A 20,307-nucleotide genomic window follows, 5' to 3' on the forward strand; every position below is an offset into this window, starting at 1 on the left:
TTATTTTAAAATACATAATTTTAAGAATTTTTCATATATACCACTTAAATTTTTAACTTTACAAGGATTATATTCATCTATCTTAAAAGATTGCCTAACTAATTTTCTGGCTTCGGTAATATTTTGAATTTCAAAACTTGATATCATTTGGACTATTATGTTTCCAAGTGCCGTCGATTCCACCGGACCTGCTATTACCTCTCTCTCTATAACATCTGAGGTCGTCTGGCACAAAAGCTTATTTTGCACTCCACCACCAACTATATTCAAAGTATTAATTTTATTTCCGGTTACTTCTTCCAGCTCTTCAATCGATCTTCTATAAGTAAGAGCTAAACTGTCGAAAATACACCTTGATATCTCACCTGCAGTATGAGGAACATTTTGTTCACTTTCTTTACAATACCTCTGAATTTCCTCTATCATGTTTTCAGGTTTTATAAATCTACAATCATTACAATTTATAACATATTTAAAAGCTTGGACTTTAAGAGCTTCGTCAACCAATTCCGAAAAACTGTATTTGTTATTATAATTTCTACGCACCTCCTGTATTAACCACAACCCAATTATATTTTTCAAAAATCTGTAAGTGCTAAAGGCTCCTCTTTCATTTGTATAATTATTTTCAAATGCAGCTTTATTATTTATGGGCTTATTCATTTCTACGCCAAGCAAAGACCAGGTTCCACTACTTAAATAAGCAAAATTTTTATCACATCCTGGTACTCCAAGGACTGCCGATCCTGTATCATGCGTTGCAACCGATATAAGTGTACATTCTGGAAGGTTATACTTCTCTTTTAAACTTTGTTTTATACTGCCAACATTTTGTCCAGGCTGAATTAGTTTTGCAAATTGGCTTCTTTTAAGCCCTAAAATATTTAATAAGTCCCCATCATATTCTTTGGTCTCCAAATTCAATAATTGTGTTGTTGAGGCATTTGTAAGCTCATTTATATAATTTCCCGTAAGTAAATAATATAAATAGTCTGGAATTAATAATATTTTTTCCACCTGTTTGAGTTCATCTTTATTATGTACATAAAGTTGATACAGCGTATTAAAATTTAAAAATTGAATCCCCGTTTTTTTATATATTTCTTCAAGTGACATGAATTTTGAAAATTCCTCTATAGCATTTTTTGTTCTTTCATCCCTATAAGAATAAACTTTTGATATTCTATTTCCATGTTTGTCAAGTAAAACATAATCAACTGCCCAGGTATCTATTCCTAATGTACATTTATCTATTCCTAACTTAGCAGCTTTTTGAAGTCCTATTATTATATTGTTATATAAATTATTTATATTCCAAAAATACTCTCCATCTTTTCTTATAATTTTATTTTCAAATCTGTGGATCTCTTCAATGACTATTTTACTATTTACCATTTTTCCTAATACTAAACGTCCACTAGATGCCCCTATATCTACTGCTATGTGAAATTTCATCTTATTTAACACCTCTTTTTAGAACTCCCAATAATTAAATGTTTTGTACTCGTTTACATACATATTATATATTTGTCAGTGTTTGTTGTCAACATATTTTATTGTTATTTATTGTTTTTATCTTTTATTTTGTTGTATTTTATCTACATTCGTTATTAAATCAACCTCTTATTTTAAATTTATTTACTATTTTAAAACCTTTGGAAATATTAATATTATATTTTTTACTACTTTATAAATATCTTAATAGATACTAGCTTTATTGGGGTATACTATACCACAGTATTCACTAAAACCTTATTATCATTATCATTTGTTACTAAAATTGTACAACTAATAAGTAGACAAAAAATTAGTTATATCTATTTTAAAATTATCTTTATTTAAGTCTCAAAACAACATAAAGCAACATTTTGTATTGCTTTCTATAGATTTAAGGACTATATTCTGTTACAATAAATAATATATTATAGTTTTATATACTAATGGGAGGTATTTTGTCCTATGCTAGCAATAGAAAGAAAACAAAAGATAAAAGAAATTATTATGAACGAAAAAAAGATTTATGTAAATAATTTAAGTAAACTATTTGAAGTTACAGAAGAAACTATTCGTCGAGATTTAGAAAAATTAGAACAGGAAGGCATCGTAACAAGAACTTATGGAGGGGCTATATTAAATAGAGAACAGACTAATGATGATCAACCATTCTTGAAAAGAGCAACAAGAAATTTAGAAGCAAAACAAAAACTTGCCCTAAAAGCACTTCCATTTATAAAAGAAAAATCTACAATTATGGCAGATTCAAGTTCTACTGTTCTAGAATTATTGAAACTATGCAAAGGAATTAAAGATATTACTGTTATGACCAATTCCATTGAAATATTAAATAGTTTATCAAGATCCTCCGTAAATGTTATTTCAACTGGAGGAATTTTTAATTACAATTCAATGTCATTAACAGGTTCTATCTCCAAAGATGTTATAAAAAAATATAATGTTGACTTAGCTTTTATAAGTTGTAAGGGACTTGATAAAAATAAAGGTATTACTGATTCTAATGAATCTGAAGTTGAACTTAAAAGAGCTATGGCTAGTCAATCTAGCAAAGTATTTCTATTAGTAGACAGTTCAAAGTTTACCAAAGTAGCTTTTATCCACTTGTTTGATTTTAATAATATAGACTATATAGTTACAGATATTAGTCCTTCTCAAGATTGGATAGATTTTTTACATAAACACAATATAGAACTTATCTTCTAAATCCTTACTCCATATATTTGGGGGATGAGCATAGATTTAATTTTTATATAAATCTATGTTCATCTCCATCCAAATAAACTTTTGTATTTATGCCTCCCTAAAGACTACAGTTTCAGCAATATTATTTATATTTCTCCTGAGTTTTATAAGCCCTCTATTGTCTCTAGAAGGATGAATTCTATTTGTAAGCAATATAAACGCAAACTGGTTCTCAAAATCTATAAGTACAGAAGTACCAGTAAATCCTGTGTGAAAAATGCTTCTTCTTGATGACAAATCTCCCATACTATTTATAGAACCCAAATCATTTTTAACTTGCCACCCTAAACCTCGTTTTTCATTAAGCCCTTCAGTATTATATTCCATTATCATCTTTATTGAATTTTCGCTAAGAATCCTCTTATCATTAAGTATGCCCTTATTTAACATCATCCTGCAAAACTTTCCTAAGTCCTTTACAGTAGAAAATAATCCTGCATGACCGCTTACTCCTTCAAGAATATGCGCCTTCCCATCGTGAACTGTTCCTCTAATATATCCTCTTGAATTCTTATATTCAGTAGCTGCACATCTATTTTTTAAGTTATCCTTTGGATTGTACCAAGTGTCTTTCATATTAAGGGGTTTAGATATATTTTTACTAAAATATACGTCAATAGGACCTGCCACCTTTTCTATGATAAGTCCTAATAAAATATATCCTATATCCGAGTATAATACTTTTTTACCTGTTTCATACTCCAATTCCGTAGAAAATACACCTTTTATAATATCCTGTTTATCTTTGCATAATATCTTATAATCTTGTATATCAGAAGGCAGACCAGAGGTATGTGTTAGCAAATTGTATATAGTCACATCTTTATACTTAAAATTAGAGAAAATATCACATACGTTTGTAAACAAAGTAATTTGTCCATCTTCTATTAATTTTAAAATAATAGTAGTAGTAGAAATAACTTTGCTTAAAGAGGCCAAATCATAAATAGTATTTATATCTACCAACTCTTTTGTTGGAAGTAGTTGCAAATAACCTTCTGCACCAAATTGACTTTCCTCCCTAGTTACTATTCCAAAGCATGCTCCTGGAAATACTCCATTATTTACGCACTTTTTAATATATTGTTTTAAATATTTAAATCTATTTTTATCAATCATACAGCTACAGATCCTTTATTAAATCCATAAAATTACTTTCAGGTTCATCTGGAACCATTCTTGCTGTAATTTTTAATCCCATGGAATTCAATTTTCTAAAAGCCTCAACATCTTCCCTTGATACATTTACTGATTTTTTAACATTTGTACTTCCATCTTTAGGAGCCATATTTCCTACATTAACCATAGGGAGTTCTATTCCTTTTTCCAGAAGTCTAACACAATCTTTTGGGTTTTTGAAAATTACAAATACCTTGTCATTATCATACTTTCCTTCTTTAATTCTTACAGCCGCTTTTTCTACTGTAAGCACAGACAGACGTACACTAGGTGGAGTTGCCAGTTTCAAAACATATTTTTGTGTTTCACTGTTGCAGGCTTCATCATTGACTACCATTATTCTGCTGCATCCCAGTGTATTAGTCCAGACGGTAGCAACCTGACCATGAATTAATCTTTCATCTATTCTTACATGAATAATTGACATTAATATTACCCTCTTTCTTTCATATATCTTAATAAATAACATAAGCAGTATTTTACTACTAATACTGCTTATGGAAAAATATTATCCTAGTATCCTAAGGTTATACAAAACAATTCCCAGTACGATTAAAAATAATATAAGCTTTGTAGAAGTCATTTTCTTTTTTCCAAGAAGCCAATATGATAAAAGGACTATGGCAAGTGGAATAAGACCTGGCATTATTTTATCCAGCATATCCTGTGCCACAAGTTTTACACTTCCTGACTTGAATACATATGGAACCTTTACATTTATAACAGAAGGTGCCAACGCGCCAATGACTATCAAACCTAGTATGGATGCCCCTTCAGTTAATTCCTTGAGTCTTCCACCAACACCTGTTATTATTTTCTTACCTTGATTATAACCTATATGAGTAAATTTGTACCTAACCCACCACATTGCAAAAGCAGGAATAAACGGTATTACTACTCCAAAAACACTACCTTGCATAGCCATATATGCTGCTATACTAAATACTATTGTTCTATATATAGCAACAAATACTGTATCACCAATTCCAGCAAGCGGTCCCATTAAAGCTGTGTTAAATGAACTTATTGCATCCTCATCCTTTACTCCGTACTGCTCTTCCATTGCTATATCTGCACCTAATATAAGATGTGACATGGCTGGAGTTGTATTAAAATATTGTAGGTGTATCTTTAGTGCCTTTTTCATATCATCCTTATTTTTGTATAACTTTTTCAATACAGGAATAATAGCAAAGCAATAACCAAGTCCCTGCATTTTTTCATAATTGAATCCAATCTGTAATCCAAATAATGCTCTCCAAAAAACTTTAGTTATATCTTTCTTTTCTATTTTTTTAGTTCCGTCATCCTGGATCTCCTTATCACTTTCATTTTGATTTACAACTTTAAGTTCATCAGTCATCTATGTCACCTCCATCAGATAAAACTGGCTTAATTTCCTTTTTAAGCATGAGATAAATTGCTGCAATTGCAAATCCTACTAGAGCAACACCCATCATTGGAATCTTTCCATAAGCTACTAAAACAAATCCCAATATATAGAATGCATAATATTTTTTAAGTGATAGGTATCTCATTAGAATTGCAATACCCATTGCCGGAAGAATGGCACCTGATACTTTAAGTCCGCCCATAAGCCAATTTGGAATGTATAAATTTATTGCCTTAACCACTGCATTACCAAAGAAAAGTCCTAAAAATACAGGTAATCCTCTGCTTATAGCCCATGTTGATATACATAGAAGATTCATCCTTGATACTCCATCTGCATTTCCATCTTCAGCATATTTATCTGCTTTATGCTGAAAAAATATGTTAGACAATCTAGCAAGTATATCCATTTGAGTAAGTAACAATCCTATAGGAACTGCTACTCCAATAGCAAAAGCAACTTTTTGATGTGATATAATTGCAAATGCCGTTCCAATAATTGCAGCAGACATAAAATCTGGTACTGATGATCCACCATAAGTTGCAACACCTAAAACCATTAATTGTAATGTAGCTCCTACAACAAGTCCCATTTTAATATCTCCTAAAATAAATCCTGTAAAAAATCCAGCGAACAACGGGGCTGAAGCTGATGTAGAAATTCCTAGTCCATCAATGATTGAGTAAGATGCATATATAGTTAGTATTAAAATCTGCCATAAAGCTAATCCATGCATTAAAATCACTCCTTATTTTTATTATTCATCTAAATTATTTTTAATGTCATCCTTAATATCCTTAATTCCGTCTCTTCCCACCTCAATGAGATGTTCTTTTAATTTTTCATAGTCATCATACTCGGATATGGCAAATTCTACTACCATAATTAAGTTTAATCCACTAAGTAAAGTAACATCATCCCTTTTAATCAACTTTTCTACAGCTACATTACAAGGTGTACCACCTAATAAATCTGCTATAACAACAATATGATTGAATCTTGATGATATTGTTTTCATTAGTTCATCTAATTTTGTACTCGTCCCCAGCATACCATCATTAGCTTCCATATTTAAAGCATATGCATTCTTTATCTTACCAACAATCATCTCTGCACTTTTTAAAGTTTCACGTGCCATATTGCCATGACTTGTAAGTATTAATACTGTGTCCTTCATAAAATCCTCCTTTCATATTACCTGTATAACTGTTTATAGCAAAACTAATACCAAAGATGTTTATAATTTTTTAATCAATATACACTAGTGTTTTCAGGGGTTTAAAAAAGTAAGAATACACTTTAATAATGAAATTATTATAGTATTCTTACTTTTTGAAACACTTTAATACACTAATTTAGTTGTTACTACTTCTATATTCTATTTGTGAACTCCACTATGAATGTAAAAATAGCTTAGTTACTTTTCTAAACTTTCATTTATTATTAGATTTATATTTTTTATTTCTTCATTATTAAGTTTTATTCCAAAGTCTTTATAGACACTTTTTGCAAATTTACTTTTAATAATATGATCATTGCCTTCTTGCTTTTCGCTAAATTTAAGCCTTTCTATTGCATACGCTATATGAATTGCAAGTAAAGTATATATCTGATTGTTAAACTTAGTACGTTTTTCCTCCTCTATTTCTTTTATATACCTATCCACATATATCATTATTTTGCTGCCAGAAAAGAACTTTAAATTTTCATCTAGCGCACTGCTTATTGCACCATAGGCTACAGTTCTATCATTAACCATTTCTTCAAGGTCAACTAGCTGATTATCACTTACAATGCTTAACACTTTCTTTAATCCGCTTCCTGTTACAAAATCCATAAGATTTATAAATGGTATATCAGTCATTCCTGGATTTATACTTCCAACTATAGCTGCAATGTTTCTATTTCCCGCCAGCCTTTTGATCTTTTCAACATCTTCTTTCTTATTACCAATATTTATTTCAAAAACCTCTACATTCCTTATACAATTTATTTTGAATGCTTTTAGTATAAGCTTTTTCAAGTAAATTGCAGTTCCCTTTCCTGTACTACAAGTAGTAAAAATAACTTTTTCCTTCTCCTTATAATCTGTAATCTCATTTTCAGTATTAATTAAAAGATTTTTACCCGTTTCAATCACTGATAATGCCACATTTTTTAAAGTTGAATATGGAAGCATTGATTTATGTGAAGCCTCCATTAAAATTGGCATACTTAAGTTATCAATTGTTATAACACTTATTCCAGTCTCTTTTGTAATTTCACTTCCAAATGTCTTTAAAGATCCCATATCCACCATCAGAAGTATACCTTTTCCTTCATCTATATGTTTACATATACCAATTGCTTTTTTCAATACATCAGAAGGTTCATCCTTAAGACTCATGTCTATACCCACTACATGATTTGTATCCCATAAGGTATTAACTACACTTACCATATTTGTAGCAACATTGTCACCATGAGCTATGACTACAATTGGAATTTTCTTTAATTCACTTTTTTCTTCTCCTGTAAGATGAAGTATCATACTTATAAATTCTATTTCATTTTTTGGTATTTTATATTCAGCTATTGATGATAACCTTTCATATATATATGTAGCTATTTTGTATTCAATAGGATTTTTATCCTTTACATCTAACATCTTTATAGAACTGCTCTGTGCCCTTCTCTCATACATGGAATTTATATGAAAAGCTAGTGCCACAAATGTATTTTCTGATATATAAAAATTAAATTTTGTTTTAATCTCTATGCATAATAGCTTGAGGTTGCTAACTATTTTATCATCTATAAATTTAGATAGTTCAGATTCTTTAAGTCCCCGAGACATCAATCCCCTATTGTATGCAATAAAATATTCTTCTAAATCTTTGTATAGATTATCTTTCAGCTTTTCTTTTTCCATATTTGTGTGCTTATATTTATTAAATTTTTCATCAAGATAAACATATACATTGTTGGAAAAATCATCTTCATTATAATCAATATTAAATTTTTGCTTTTTTCCTTGAAAAAATGTTTTATCTTCATAACCTATAATTTTCAAAATTTCTTCTCTTCTTGCTTTATTGTTAAGCAAAATACCTTTAACATTTTCCGGTAAGTAGCTTAGTACTATTCTAATACTGTCCTGATTTATAAGATATTCCATATACCCCCTTGAAGAAGCCAGTTCAATACAAGATTTTATATCTCCTACATTTGCCGGAGGCAAATACATTGCCAGAGCTGTAAGTACATCACTACTTACCTTTATCGGTATTTGAATTCTCATTGATTCTTTGTTGAAGAAGTGGGATATTAACTTCAACCTTTCTCCTACAGGTCTTTCACCTAAACCTGGCATCTTAATTACAATAGGTATTCTTCTATAAAACGTTCCTAAAAGAACTGACTCAGGTGGCTCTGTAGTAGCGGCTACTGTAAGTATATTTACACTTTTCTCTTCAATACCACCAAGTCTTCTAAACTTACCTTTGTCCAAAAGTGTAAATAACATTTCCTGACCTTCTGGGGGAAGCCTATGAACTTCATCTAAAAATAAGATGCCACCATCAGCTTTTTCAACTAATCCACATCTGCTTGTATCACTTCCTGTATAAGCCCCTTTCACACTTCCAAATAAAATTGACATAAGAAGTTCCGGGTTATTAGAATAATCAGCACAATTAAAAGACACTAAAGGTGCCTTTTCCTTTAAAACTTTATTTTCTAGAGCAAATTTATACATATAGTCTACAAACATAGTTTTACCAGTGCCTGTTTCTCCTAATATCAATGTGGATAATCCATGAGGAGGATATAAAATAGCTGCCTGAGCCTGTTTTACTTGAGAATTTAATGAACCATCATAACCAATAAGCGATGTAAAACAATTAGCAATTCTTTTTGTTTTTCTATAATCGTTTTCCTTAAAATCCTGCTTTTTGCTATGAAAATTATTATTTAATGCCCACTCTTTATCTACATACAAAGTAGGTCTTCCCTCAATTTTAAATACACTACCTTCTTTATACAATTTGTTCAAATCTGCTGAAACATTACTTCTTATAATATTAAGATCTGCTGCTATCTGACTTGCAGAAAATCCAACATCTTTTATATCATCTTCCATATTATTTTCCAAGGATTTTAGATTAGTGCAGAGTTTTTTTAAATGTTCATATATTCTATCTTTCCTTAACATATATACCACTCTCAATCTAAAAATATTATATAAAAAATACGCTGTTGACATCATTATTTGTCAGCAGCTTGAAGTATTACATTAAATCTAATGCCTTTTTTACATATCCATTGACCTTTTTTAAAAGTTCTTCTGCATCTTCTTTTTGAAGTCCTGTTTTTATAATTACTATGCTGAGCTTCACATCATTATTAGTAGCTTGAAGTACTTTTTCTATCGTTTCATATGCTGCACCAGTTGCAAGTTTTACTATTCTTCTTGCCCTTGCTACAAGTTTTTCATTTGTTGCCTGTACATTTACCATCAAGTTTTCATATACTTTACCAAGTTTTATCATAGTTCCCGTAGTAAGCATATTAAGTATCAGTTTCTGAGCTGTACCAGATTTCATTCTTGTAGAACCCATTATTACTTCAGGACCAACCACAACTGCTATAGGTACATCTGCTATATTTGCCATTTCACTTTCAGGATTCATAGTTACACATAACACTGCCGCACCAACTTTTTTTCCATATTCCATAGCACCTATTACATAAGGTGTCCTTCCCGATGCAGCTATTCCACAAACTACATCTTTACTTGTTAAGTTATTTTGAATCAAGTCCTTTTTTCCAAGTTCTTTACTATCCTCTGCTCCTTCTACCGCCTTAAATATGGCTGTTTGTCCTCCTGCTATCATTCCCTGTACCATATCATCACTTACTCCATAAGTGGGTGGACATTCCGATGCGTCTAATATACCAATTCTTCCACTTGTTCCAGCTCCAACATATATAAGCCTTCCTCCTAAGCTAAGTCTTTCAGCAATTATATCTACAGCCTTTGCTATACTTTCCTTTGCTTTTCCTACAGCTTCAGGAACTTTTTTGTCCTCCTCATTTATCATCTCTATCATTTCTAATGTACTGACGTTATCTATGTTCATAGTATTTGGGTTTCTTCCTTCAGTCACAAGCTTTGACAATTTTTCAACATCCATTGTTATCCTCCTTAGTTCGCTGCAAAACAAAATACTTGTCTTATAGCAAAATATGATTAAACTTACAACAATTTTGCAGCACCTTTATCTACAATTATAGTAGCATCTGAATGAAGCTGTAAAATTGAAGCAGGCACTTCAGGACATATCTTACCTTTTACCGTTTTATAAATTGCATCTGCCTTAACTTCTCCATTTGCTAATAATACTACCCTCTTTGACTGCATTATGGTCTTAATTCCCATACTTATAGCCGTGGTAGGGACTTCATCCTTTGAATTAAAAAACCTAGAATTAGCTTCAATAGTCATTTTATCTAGCTTTACCAAATGAGTTTCTGCTTCAAAATTAACATCTGGTTCATTAAAGCCTATGTGACCGTTAGCTCCTATTCCTAAAATCTGAATATCAATTCCACCCTTATTTTTAATTTCATCCTCATAATTCCTGCATTCTTCATCAATATCCTTTGCGGTACCATTTGGGATATATATTTTTTCCTTTTTTACATTTACATACTTAAAAAAGTTATTATTCATGTAATAATAATAGCTCTCAGGATTTTCCCTTTGAATTTTATAATATTCATCTAAATTGAAAGTAGTAACACCTGAAAAATCTACTTCTTTATCTTCATATAATTTTATAAGCTCTTTATACATGCCAAGAGGAGTATCCCCTGTAGCTAGTCCTAGCACACTGTCATGTTTTAAAATAACCTGACTACTTACCATAACTGCTGCTTTTTTACTCATCTCTTTATAATTATCTGCTATTATTACCCTCATTAAGATACCTCCTTCTTATTTTCTGTAAATTATTTTTCCTTCTGATACAGATAAACTTACTTTTAAGTTTTCATCAAATATAACTAAATCTGCATCTTTTCCTATTTTTATACTTCCTTTTCTATCATCAATTTTTATAAGCTTTGCTGGGTTTAAACTTGCTAAAGCTACAGCTTCATAAATTTTAAGGTTTGTATATTTTAATATGTTGAGTACCGCCTTATTTAAAGTTAAAATACTTCCTGCTAAAGTTCCATCAATGAGCCTAGCAGAATTATTAGCTACAATTACTTTTTGACCTCCAAGTTCCCATTCTCCATCTTCCATACAACCAGCTCGCATAGAATCAGTGATTAAAATCATCTTGTCCTTTCCTTTAGCATTTAACAAAATTTGAAATATATCCGGATGTATGTGTATTGTATCTGCTATTAATTCAAAACTTACATTACTTTTTAATACTGCACCTACTACTCCTGGGTTTCTGTGATGCAGTGGTGTCATTGCATTAAACATATGAGTAGCATGGCTTATTCCAGCTCTAACAGCTTCCTTTGCTGTTTCATAATCTGAATTTGTATGTCCCATTGAAAGTACTATGTCCGAGTTGTTTTTAACCTTTTTTATAAAATTAAACTCAAAATCTTCTTCTGGAGCCATAGTAATTATTTTAATTATATCTATGTAATTTTTAATAAATTCAAAATCAGGCTTCAATATATAATCTTTTTTTTGAGCTCCCCTGTATTTTTCACTTACAAACGGTCCTTCCATGTGAATACCAAGTACCTTAGCTCCGTTTATATTTTCTTTCATGGCAAGTCTTACAGCATCCATTGCCTTGTATATCTTCTCTCTTTTCATAGTCATAGTAGTTGGTAGAAAGGCTGTAACTCCATTTTTAGCTATAGTTTCGCTTATAATTTTAAGATCAGATATTTCGCCATCCATAGTATCTTTTCCACCAGAACCATGAATATGAACATCTATAAATCCTGGGGAAACATATTTACCCCCAGCATCTATTATTTCATTCATCTTTTCACTAAGTCCCTGTTTTTCAAATATTTCTTTATCTAGAATATCCACTACTTTTTCACGAAAAACCAGAACCTTGTTTTCTATAACCTCATTTTCTAAAATTATTTTTCCATTTATAATACACTTACTATCTTCATACATCATTTATCACTGGCCTCTTTTAATTGAAAGTATATATTTCTGTTTATGTTAAAATAACTTCATATCTATAGTTATCACTTCTATATATAGATTTTGTATATTCTATAGGTCTTTCTTTTTCATCAAAGGTAGTCCTTCTAAATAGCAAAGCCAAACTTTCATTTTTTAAACCTAAAAGAGATGCCTCATAATCATTTACTTTAGTTGGTTCAATTGTTTGTTTTGCCTTGCTAGGAAAACATTTATATTTTGTTCTAAATATCTTATATAGAGATTTATTATCTATCATCTCTCTAGTCATATCTCTAAACATATAATAGGGAATCCATACAGTTTCAATAGCTATTGGCTCCATGTTTCTCATTCTCAGCCTATTGATTTCTATTACCATGTTTTCACTATCCGGAAGTTTAAAAATTATCTTATGCTTTTTTGTAGCTTTTTTTACCTGAAAATTTAATACCTTAGTATTAGTCTTATGTCCCTCATCTTCCATTTCTTCTGTAAAACTTTTAAGTCTTGAAAGTTGTTGATTTGCCTTAGCCTCTGAGACAAATGTTCCCTTTCCTTGTTTTCTATATAGAACCCCTTCATTTACTAGAGACATTATAGCTTTATTTACAGTCATCCTGCTAACCCCTTGAACTTCACACAATTCTCTTTCTGTGGGAATAGCATCCCCTGGCTTCAATTCTTCATTTTCTATCATTTCCTGTAAAATTTCCTTTATCTGATAGTGAAGTGATAACGGATTATCTTTTGAAACTTTTCTCAAATCTTTTCACTCCTATTCATCAACGTTTACTATATTAGTATATCATTATGTTGTCATGTTGTATATACCAATAGTTTTTAGCAAACAAATCTCATAAAATAAAGCAAACATTTTAGATAAATGCCTGCTTTGTTTTTTTATCTTTAAATATTTAATTTTTTACGTTTTGACTCTATCCTTTGAAGCATTTGCTCTGCTGCCTTATCTGGATCAGGTTCTACAAAGAATTTTGAACCATAGTCATCTTCCATCTTATTTAACAGATAATCTGCAACAAATGGACCTCCAGTTACAGGTGGAACAACACCGAACCATGCATCTATACCGCTTCCTACTACATACATTCCTATAGCTACTGCTTTTTCTGACATCCATTCAGGAGCAGCCCCAACTACTGGCAAATCGCTGATATCTAATTTTAAATAATTTGCTAGTTCACCAACAAGTTGTAAATTACGACTGATGTCAACACATGAACCTTGGTGAAGAACCGGTAGAATATCCAATAAACCACACACTTTTTTAAGTCCAGGACCAACTATCTCTTTAGCTTCTTTTAAAAGCAATCCTGCCTTTGCTACTGCATGAGCTGCACAGCCCGTAACAACTACTATTACATCATGTGAAATTAAATGCTTGATCATTTTTACTATAGATGCATCATGTTCAACTTTCGGATTATTACAACCTACAAAAGCAGCTGCACCTCTTATACCCCCCGATAACATAACATCTGCAAGAGGTTTAACTGTTTGAAGCTAATCTATATTTGAATTGACAACCTTGTCAAGGGTGTCAACTATAGCTTCAGTACTAAATTCAACCACTGCATCACATTTTTCATGAGGAATTAGAACTTTTTCTCTATCTCTATTCTTATAATTTAATATAGCTTCTTTCAATATCTGTTTTGCAGATTCATAGGCATTATCTTCATTAAACTCAATGTATACGGAATCTGTTATTTTAGCTTTTGGTGATAATGTGAGTTGAAGTGCATTATACTAACTATATCTTTATAAATTGCCCTTGGAGTTACACCAAGCCTGTCCCATACTTCTTTTCTTTTTTTAACTAAATAGGGTTTTAGGTATTTTTAAGATTATACAATGTATCTTTATGAAATTTTTTATAAGATACTTTTTCTATTTTATATAAGAAGGATATATTGTATTTAATATAATTTTTCTCATTATTATACTAATAATGAGATTACCCCTAACATATTTGTTTTTATATTTAAATTATACGACAGATATTTACATTTGATAAACAACTCAAATTTACACTTATACAACTAAAAGTTATAACTTTAAAATTTAAAAGAAGGCTAAAAACGGTTTATTTTCTCTATTTTAATGTACATTATTATTGGTCCATGCCTTATATAGAAGTTTAACAGCTGGATTAATTTCATCTAATTTTACTCCTCCAAATCCCAACATAACAGTACCTTTTAAACTGTTCTCAGGATATTTTCAAAACTTCGACGTAGGATATACTTTTACACCAACTTCATGAGCTCTTTCAATTAACTCCTTTTCTGACACATTTTCTTTCACCTGTACTAAGATGTGAAGACCAGCATTCATACCATAAATAGAAATTTTGTCTCCAAACATTCTTTTCAAACTTTCAACTAGTGCATCATGTTTTTTCTTCTGCATCCTATTAGTTTTTCTAAGGTAGCTTTCCCAATGCCCTTCTTTCATAAAAAGTTCTAAAGTTTTTTGGATAATAAAAGGGACAGAAGGTGGATACCCATCAAACATTACAGTAAACTTATTTAACATACATTTAGGAATGATCATGTATGATAAACGTAATGTTGGAAATAAAAATTTTGAAAAACTGCCGATATATACAACTCTATCACTACAAAGAGATTGAAGAGACTGCACAGGTTTTGTATTATATCTAAGGTGGCAGCTATAATCATCTTCAATAATTATTGAATTGTTTTTAATTGCCCATTCTATAAGCTCAAGTCTTCTAGAAATAGGCATTATAACTCCTAAAGGATATTGATGTGATGGAGTAACATGCACAGCTTTGGTATTTGTAGAACTTAGTTCCACTACATTTAGTCCCGATGAATCAAGAGAAATGGGCTTTACATTAAATCCATGATTTTCTAAGGTACGGCAAGTTATATGATGTCCTGGTTCTTCCATTGCAATTGTGGTAGTAATATCCTTAATAAGTTGACAGAGCATACCTAAACAGTAATTCACGCTGGCCCCAATCAAAATTTGCTCTCTAAACTGCTGGTACAACTGAATATATAATGGGACATTACTTTTATCCTTTAAAACAAACATATGCTCACATTCTTTTAACCCAAAATCATGATTCTTTAAGAATACGTTTTTTTCTAGTTGGCCTCATTCTTTTTTCTAAATCTGGCACTTTTACATATAACACTAGTGTTTTACAATAAATTTATATTACTCAACAGGGCTTAAGCAAGGCAATTAGTAATTTGGAAGAAGAACTTCAATATCCTTTACTTCATACTACACCTAAAGGAATCAAAATAACAAAATATGGGCAATACTTGCAAAAACGATCGGAACATATTGTACAGGAGTTTGATTTGATTTTAGATGACATGAATAAAATGGCTAATATCAATGAGGGAACTCTAACCGTATGTTTTAGCTTTGGAGTTCTTAATGCTCTATCACCAGATATTATATCTGACTTTCAAAAAACTTATCCTAACATTAAGTTAGTTATAAAAACTTATCCTGATTCAATTTGTGAAGAAGTTGTTATGAATGAAAAAGCAGATCTAGCTATTTCAATTGGCCCTATTAATGAAAAAACTTTTAATTCTACTGCCATTAAATCTCAGTATCCTTGTATTTTAGTAAATAAAAAAAATCCATTGTCTAAAAAAACATCAGTGGATTTTAAAGAATTAAAAAACGAAAAATTTATTATTCTTAATGAAAAATTTCATTTTTATCACAACTTTATTAATAAATGCAGAGAATCAGGTTTTGAACCAAATATAGTCTTTACTACCTCAGAAATCATTACCGTTCATAAACTAAGTCATTTCAATAAAGGTATTGGAATAAGTATTGATTTCATGGCTAAAGATATTAACTATGAGGACATTTATCCGATTCCTTTTAAAGACCCTTCTTTCAAATGGGAAATTTGTTTAATAACTAAGAAACACCGATTTGAGCCCAATTTAGTGAAAATATTCACAAATTATATGCTAAATTACTAAAACTACTATACATGCGCTATTTTTACTTACTAAGTTACTGTAACATCTGTACTATAATTAATTGAAATTCATTTGCACTAAAAAGCCAAAAGATAAGCAGCTGTAATTTCATAACCATTTATTTTTTGGCACTTCTAGCAGCATTTGACCCTACAGTCTACTGATTATCAATTAGCACTTTTATACTATACTAATTAAACTTTTTTAGATACTTCTTCCAATACTTCAGCAGTTGAAGAAAGTTCTTGAATAGATGAAGTTATCTCCTCTATTGCACTGCTTGCTGCTTCAAAATTGGAATTTGATTTATTTATACTATTAGTAACAAGTTCCATAGAACTAGTAATTTCTTTTAGCACGGAATCAATTTCTTTAACTGATTCACTACTTGATTTAGACAATTTTCTTATTTCTTGTGCAACTACACCAAAGCCTTTTCCATTATCTCCTGCTCTTGAAGCTTCAATAGCTGCATTTAATCCCAAAAGATTTGTCTGCTTTGAAATGCTTTGTATAAATCTTAAGATTTCATTAGTATCCTTAGCATTTTTATTAGCTTTATTTAATGCATTAGAAGTATCTTCATTTGAGTTAACTATGTTTTGGATTTGCTCGGAAATATCACTGCTTGCCAAGGACATTTGTTTAAGAGAACCAGATACATTTTTAGATAGAGTCAGCACCTTATCCATATTTTCAAGACTTTGTGCTGCTAGTAAAAGACCAATTACCTTGTTATTATTATCTTTAATTGGAATTGAGTACGATCTAAAAGGTACTCCATATAATTCTTTGGAAACAATATCTATTACTGGCTTTCCAGTTCTTAGTGCCTCACCTGGCGGTCCTTTTCTTGGTATTGGATCTCCTTCTTTACTTGATAAACTTAGCTTGTCACTATAAAGAATCTTTAAAATTTTTTCTGTATCAGTAATATATATAGTTATATGATGACCAAAAAGTATATCTATGTATTGCAATGAATCATTTAAAGAATTAAATATTGTATTTTCAACCATTGGTGATAACATATTTTTTCCTCCAATTAATTTACTATAAATACAATATATATTATACATCTTATTTGTATAAATTCAAATATATTCCTCACATTTGTATATAAGTAAATTCATGATTAATTTACCATATACCTATTTTATGAAAACACTGCAAATAAGAAAACACCCGCTAGTCTCCTGCAATATTACTACAATAAACAAGTGGGTATTCCATTTAATATTAAATCTAAGGCTTACTATATTGTAGGGCTTCTCTCCCTTCATCACCAGTACTTATACGTATAACGTTTTCAACATCATAAACAAATATTTTTCCATCACCTATTTCTCCTGTGTGGAGTATTTTTTTAGCAGTTTCAATAACAAGCTCTACAGGTACTTCACAAACTACCACTTCTACTTTTACTTTTGGTAGTAGATTAATATCCATGGTCAACCCACGATAATATTCCTTATAACCTTTTTGTACTCCACATCCTAAAACATTTGTAACAGTCATACCCGTAACACCAATGTCATTTAATGCTTCTCTTAATTCCTCTAATTTAGCTTTGTGAGTAATAATATCCACCTTTTTAAGTTTATTACCCATTGTTTTACCTCCCTTATTAAATATATTTCAATTTCTTTCGTAATTCTACAATCATTGATCTGGATACTTAAAATGTACAAATTAATAAATTAATTCTTTACATAATATTATATCAAGTACGATTTCAAAGGTTACCTACTCTTTTCAGATTTTAATTCCAAAATCACTTAAAATACAAATTTATATTATGTATTTAAATTTTATACTATTTTATAAAGACTTTTCAACTATATTTTTATATTTATATTAAACTTACAATCCTCCATAGGCTTCTTCACCATGTTCTGTAATATCTAAACCTATCTGTTCATCTTTTTCACTTGCTCTTATACTGCTTACGACATTAATTACTTTAATTATAATAAATGTAACTACTGCTGCATATATAATACTAGATAAAATGCCTATAACCTGAATTCCAATCAATTTCGGATTTTCATGTATTAATCCATTTCCACCAGCTGAATTTACTGACTTCCATGCAAATATTCCAGTAGCGATTTCCCCCATATTCCTCCTACACCATGACATCCAAAGATATCTAATGCATCATCATATCCAAACTTAGCCTTAATAAAAGTAATAGATATATAACATATAACTCCTGCTACTAAACCAACAATCATTGAAGATAGAGGGCTTACAAAATCTGCAGCTGGAGTTATAGCTACAAGACCTGCAACTATTCCACTAACAACTCCAAGAGAAGTTACTTTCTTTCTATAAGTAAATTCACAAACACTCCAACTTACTACCGAAACTGCTGCAGTTACTATGGCAAACATAAGCTGAAATACCATAAATGCTTGCTGTGGAATTGTACTTCCATAATTGACGTTTGGCGCAAATTCTACTCCTTTTAAGCCAGCAAAATTAAGACCACCTATTAATCCTCCTATATCCTTTCCAAAACATAGTGTATACCCTATAAGTATCCTCTGAATAGATACTATTGCTAGAGCCGAATAACTATGAAGGGTGCTGTTTAATGTATTCTTGCCTCTAATCATTCCCCCATAAAATAAAGCTAACCCTGGGGTCATAACCATTACCAGTACTGTACTCATAATTACAAATACAGTATCTGCTCCATTTACTCCACTCATAAAACACCTCCTAAAATAACAAACTTTTTTATATAATACTAACTTTTTTATAAATTTTCTATAGTTATATTAAATTTTCTATTAATTTATCATTTTTACATACTTTTGTTGATAATTTTAAAATGAAGTGCATATGTATAAATTTTAATTAAACATCCTACAGTGGTATTAAGTCCAATCAAAGAACACACAAAAACACCCACTAGTCTACTGTAATATCACTACAATAAACAAGTGAGTGTTTCTGTATTTAGAACCTGTGAAATTCTTTCTTGGTGCTCCTAGCAGGATTCGAACCTGTGACCTACTGATTACGAATCAGTTGCTCTACCATCTGAGCCATAGGAGCAAAACACAATACTATTTTAATACAAAATTCTATTTTAATCAAATATAAAAAAAATTTTTTTATATTGTTATCATAATCATCCAAATATGATTAATTTCTTAGCATATATTGAAAATATATGGATAACACTAAATTATATAGTTAGCTCTAATAATAACTAATCATATCTATGCAATTCATTTATTTTTAGACTTTGACTTTCTTTGACCTTTATTGTACTATAATAACTGTAATAAGGATTTACAAAATATAAAAACAATTTAGAAAACATAGAAAATAAAATCTATAAGGAGGTATTCATTATGTTTGATATGGTTCCATTTAGAAGAAACAATTCTTTAAAAAGAGGTGATGCATTCGATAACTTTGTAGATTCATTCTTTAATAATGACTTTTTCGCACCTATGAACATGAATAGTTTTGACAATGGTTTTAAAGTTGATCTTAAGGAAAATGAAACTTCTTATGTAGTTTGTGCTGATCTACCAGGAATAAATAAAGACTCCATAGACTTAGATTTTAACAATAATTATTTGACTATATGTGCAAAAAGAGATGATTCTATTGAAGATAAAAATGAAAACTTTGTAAGGCGTGAAAGAAGATACGGTGAATTCAAAAGAAGTTTTTACATCGACAATGTAGATGATTCAAGCATTACAGCTTCCTTTAAAGATGGAGTTTTAAGAGTTGATCTTCCAAAACTTAATAGAGAAAAAGGAAACGGCAAAAAAATAGATATACATTAA

General features: G+C 30.3%; 17 protein-coding genes, 1 tRNA gene and 2 pseudogenes. 3 read left to right on the plus strand and 17 right to left on the minus strand.

Features of this window, described 5'->3' with window-relative positions:
* Nucleotides 1-1,455 carry a rhamnulokinase gene (gene rhaB, locus CLCOS_RS18970; protein WP_063601225.1) on the minus strand — a complete coding sequence of 485 codons (1,455 nt, stop codon included), beginning with the start codon at nt 1,453-1,455 and terminating at the stop codon, nt 1-3.
* Nucleotides 1,456-1,959: 504 nt separating this feature from the next.
* On the opposite strand from rhaB, the gene CLCOS_RS18975 reads away from it, so the two are divergent.
* A complete protein-coding gene (locus CLCOS_RS18975) occupies nt 1,960-2,718 on the plus strand; it encodes a DeoR/GlpR family DNA-binding transcription regulator (protein WP_063601226.1) in 759 nt (252 codons plus the stop codon).
* A gap of 87 nt (nt 2,719-2,805) precedes the next feature.
* Here the strand turns inward: CLCOS_RS18975 and CLCOS_RS18980 are convergent, their stop codons facing one another.
* From CLCOS_RS18980 to CLCOS_RS19035, 12 genes and pseudogenes are all read right to left on the minus strand, one after another.
* Nucleotides 2,806-3,876, minus strand: coding sequence for a serine hydrolase domain-containing protein (locus tag CLCOS_RS18980; RefSeq protein ID WP_063601227.1), 1,071 nt, complete (start codon nt 3,874-3,876; stop codon nt 2,806-2,808).
* A gap of 4 nt (nt 3,877-3,880) precedes the next feature.
* Nucleotides 3,881-4,363, minus strand: coding sequence for a PTS system mannose/fructose/N-acetylgalactosamine-transporter subunit IIB (locus CLCOS_RS18985; protein ID WP_063601228.1), 483 nt, complete (start codon nt 4,361-4,363; stop codon nt 3,881-3,883).
* 81 nt (nt 4,364-4,444) lie between these two features.
* The gene (locus tag CLCOS_RS18990) at nt 4,445-5,299 is read right to left on the minus strand and encodes a PTS system mannose/fructose/sorbose family transporter subunit IID (RefSeq protein ID WP_082853549.1); all 855 of its coding nucleotides are present in this window, start codon (nt 5,297-5,299) and stop codon (nt 4,445-4,447) included.
* Entirely contained in the window at nt 5,292-6,065 is a 774-nt protein-coding gene (locus CLCOS_RS18995) for a PTS mannose/fructose/sorbose/N-acetylgalactosamine transporter subunit IIC (protein ID WP_063601229.1), read from the minus strand. Before CLCOS_RS18995 ends, CLCOS_RS18990 begins: the two co-directional genes overlap by 8 nt.
* A gap of 21 nt (nt 6,066-6,086) precedes the next feature.
* Nucleotides 6,087-6,506 carry a PTS sugar transporter subunit IIA gene (locus CLCOS_RS19000; RefSeq protein WP_063601230.1) on the minus strand — a complete coding sequence of 140 codons (420 nt, stop codon included), beginning with the start codon at nt 6,504-6,506 and terminating at the stop codon, nt 6,087-6,089.
* A 240-nt stretch (nt 6,507-6,746) separates the two neighbouring features.
* Complete coding sequence (locus CLCOS_RS19005) at nt 6,747-9,521, minus strand: sigma-54-dependent transcriptional regulator (RefSeq protein ID WP_063601231.1); 2,775 nt, start codon at nt 9,519-9,521, stop codon at nt 6,747-6,749.
* 76 nt (nt 9,522-9,597) lie between these two features.
* The gene (gene murQ / locus CLCOS_RS19010; RefSeq protein ID WP_063601232.1) at nt 9,598-10,503 is read right to left on the minus strand and encodes an N-acetylmuramic acid 6-phosphate etherase; all 906 of its coding nucleotides are present in this window, start codon (nt 10,501-10,503) and stop codon (nt 9,598-9,600) included.
* Between the two features lie 62 nt (nt 10,504-10,565).
* Entirely contained in the window at nt 10,566-11,291 is a 726-nt protein-coding gene (nagB, locus tag CLCOS_RS19015) for a glucosamine-6-phosphate deaminase (protein ID WP_063601233.1), read from the minus strand.
* A 15-nt stretch (nt 11,292-11,306) separates the two neighbouring features.
* A complete protein-coding gene (gene nagA, locus CLCOS_RS19020) occupies nt 11,307-12,476 on the minus strand; it encodes an N-acetylglucosamine-6-phosphate deacetylase (protein ID WP_242866922.1) in 1,170 nt (389 codons plus the stop codon).
* A 40-nt stretch (nt 12,477-12,516) separates the two neighbouring features.
* The gene (locus CLCOS_RS19025; RefSeq protein ID WP_063601234.1) at nt 12,517-13,248 is read right to left on the minus strand and encodes a GntR family transcriptional regulator; all 732 of its coding nucleotides are present in this window, start codon (nt 13,246-13,248) and stop codon (nt 12,517-12,519) included.
* A 143-nt stretch (nt 13,249-13,391) separates the two neighbouring features.
* Nucleotides 13,392-14,228: pseudogene (locus tag CLCOS_RS19030) on the minus strand (anaerobic carbon-monoxide dehydrogenase catalytic subunit); the annotation flags it as partial.
* A gap of 498 nt (nt 14,229-14,726) precedes the next feature.
* Nucleotides 14,727-15,569 carry a PLP-dependent aminotransferase family protein gene (locus CLCOS_RS19035; protein WP_063601235.1) on the minus strand — a complete coding sequence of 281 codons (843 nt, stop codon included), beginning with the start codon at nt 15,567-15,569 and terminating at the stop codon, nt 14,727-14,729.
* A 125-nt stretch (nt 15,570-15,694) separates the two neighbouring features.
* Here CLCOS_RS19035 and CLCOS_RS19040 point away from each other — a divergent pair, with 125 nt between their 5' ends.
* Nucleotides 15,695-16,492 (plus strand): LysR family transcriptional regulator, encoded by a 798-nt coding sequence (locus CLCOS_RS19040; RefSeq protein ID WP_275507184.1) that lies wholly within the window; start codon nt 15,695-15,697, stop codon nt 16,490-16,492.
* A gap of 194 nt (nt 16,493-16,686) precedes the next feature.
* On the opposite strand, the gene CLCOS_RS23025 is transcribed toward CLCOS_RS19040, so the two are convergent.
* The 4 genes and pseudogenes from CLCOS_RS23025 to CLCOS_RS19060 all read right to left on the minus strand — a co-directional run bounded on the left by CLCOS_RS23025 (nt 16,687) and on the right by CLCOS_RS19060 (nt 19,558).
* A complete protein-coding gene (locus tag CLCOS_RS23025) occupies nt 16,687-17,523 on the minus strand; it encodes a methyl-accepting chemotaxis protein (RefSeq protein WP_063601236.1) in 837 nt (278 codons plus the stop codon).
* Nucleotides 17,524-17,737: 214 nt separating this feature from the next.
* Complete coding sequence (locus CLCOS_RS19050) at nt 17,738-18,103, minus strand: P-II family nitrogen regulator (RefSeq protein ID WP_063601237.1); 366 nt, start codon at nt 18,101-18,103, stop codon at nt 17,738-17,740.
* Between the two features lie 252 nt (nt 18,104-18,355).
* Nucleotides 18,356-19,209 (minus strand): annotated as a pseudogene (locus tag CLCOS_RS19055) (ammonium transporter).
* A 273-nt stretch (nt 19,210-19,482) separates the two neighbouring features.
* Nucleotides 19,483-19,558, minus strand: a tRNA-Thr gene (locus CLCOS_RS19060).
* 302 nt (nt 19,559-19,860) lie between these two features.
* Here CLCOS_RS19060 and hsp18 point away from each other — a divergent pair.
* Nucleotides 19,861-20,307, plus strand: coding sequence for a heat shock protein Hsp18 (gene hsp18, locus CLCOS_RS19065; RefSeq protein WP_063601238.1), 447 nt, complete (start codon nt 19,861-19,863; stop codon nt 20,305-20,307).

It is taken from the genome of Clostridium coskatii (assembly GCF_001675205.1).
GTDB lineage: Bacteria > Bacillota > Clostridia > Clostridiales > Clostridiaceae > Clostridium_B > Clostridium_B ljungdahlii.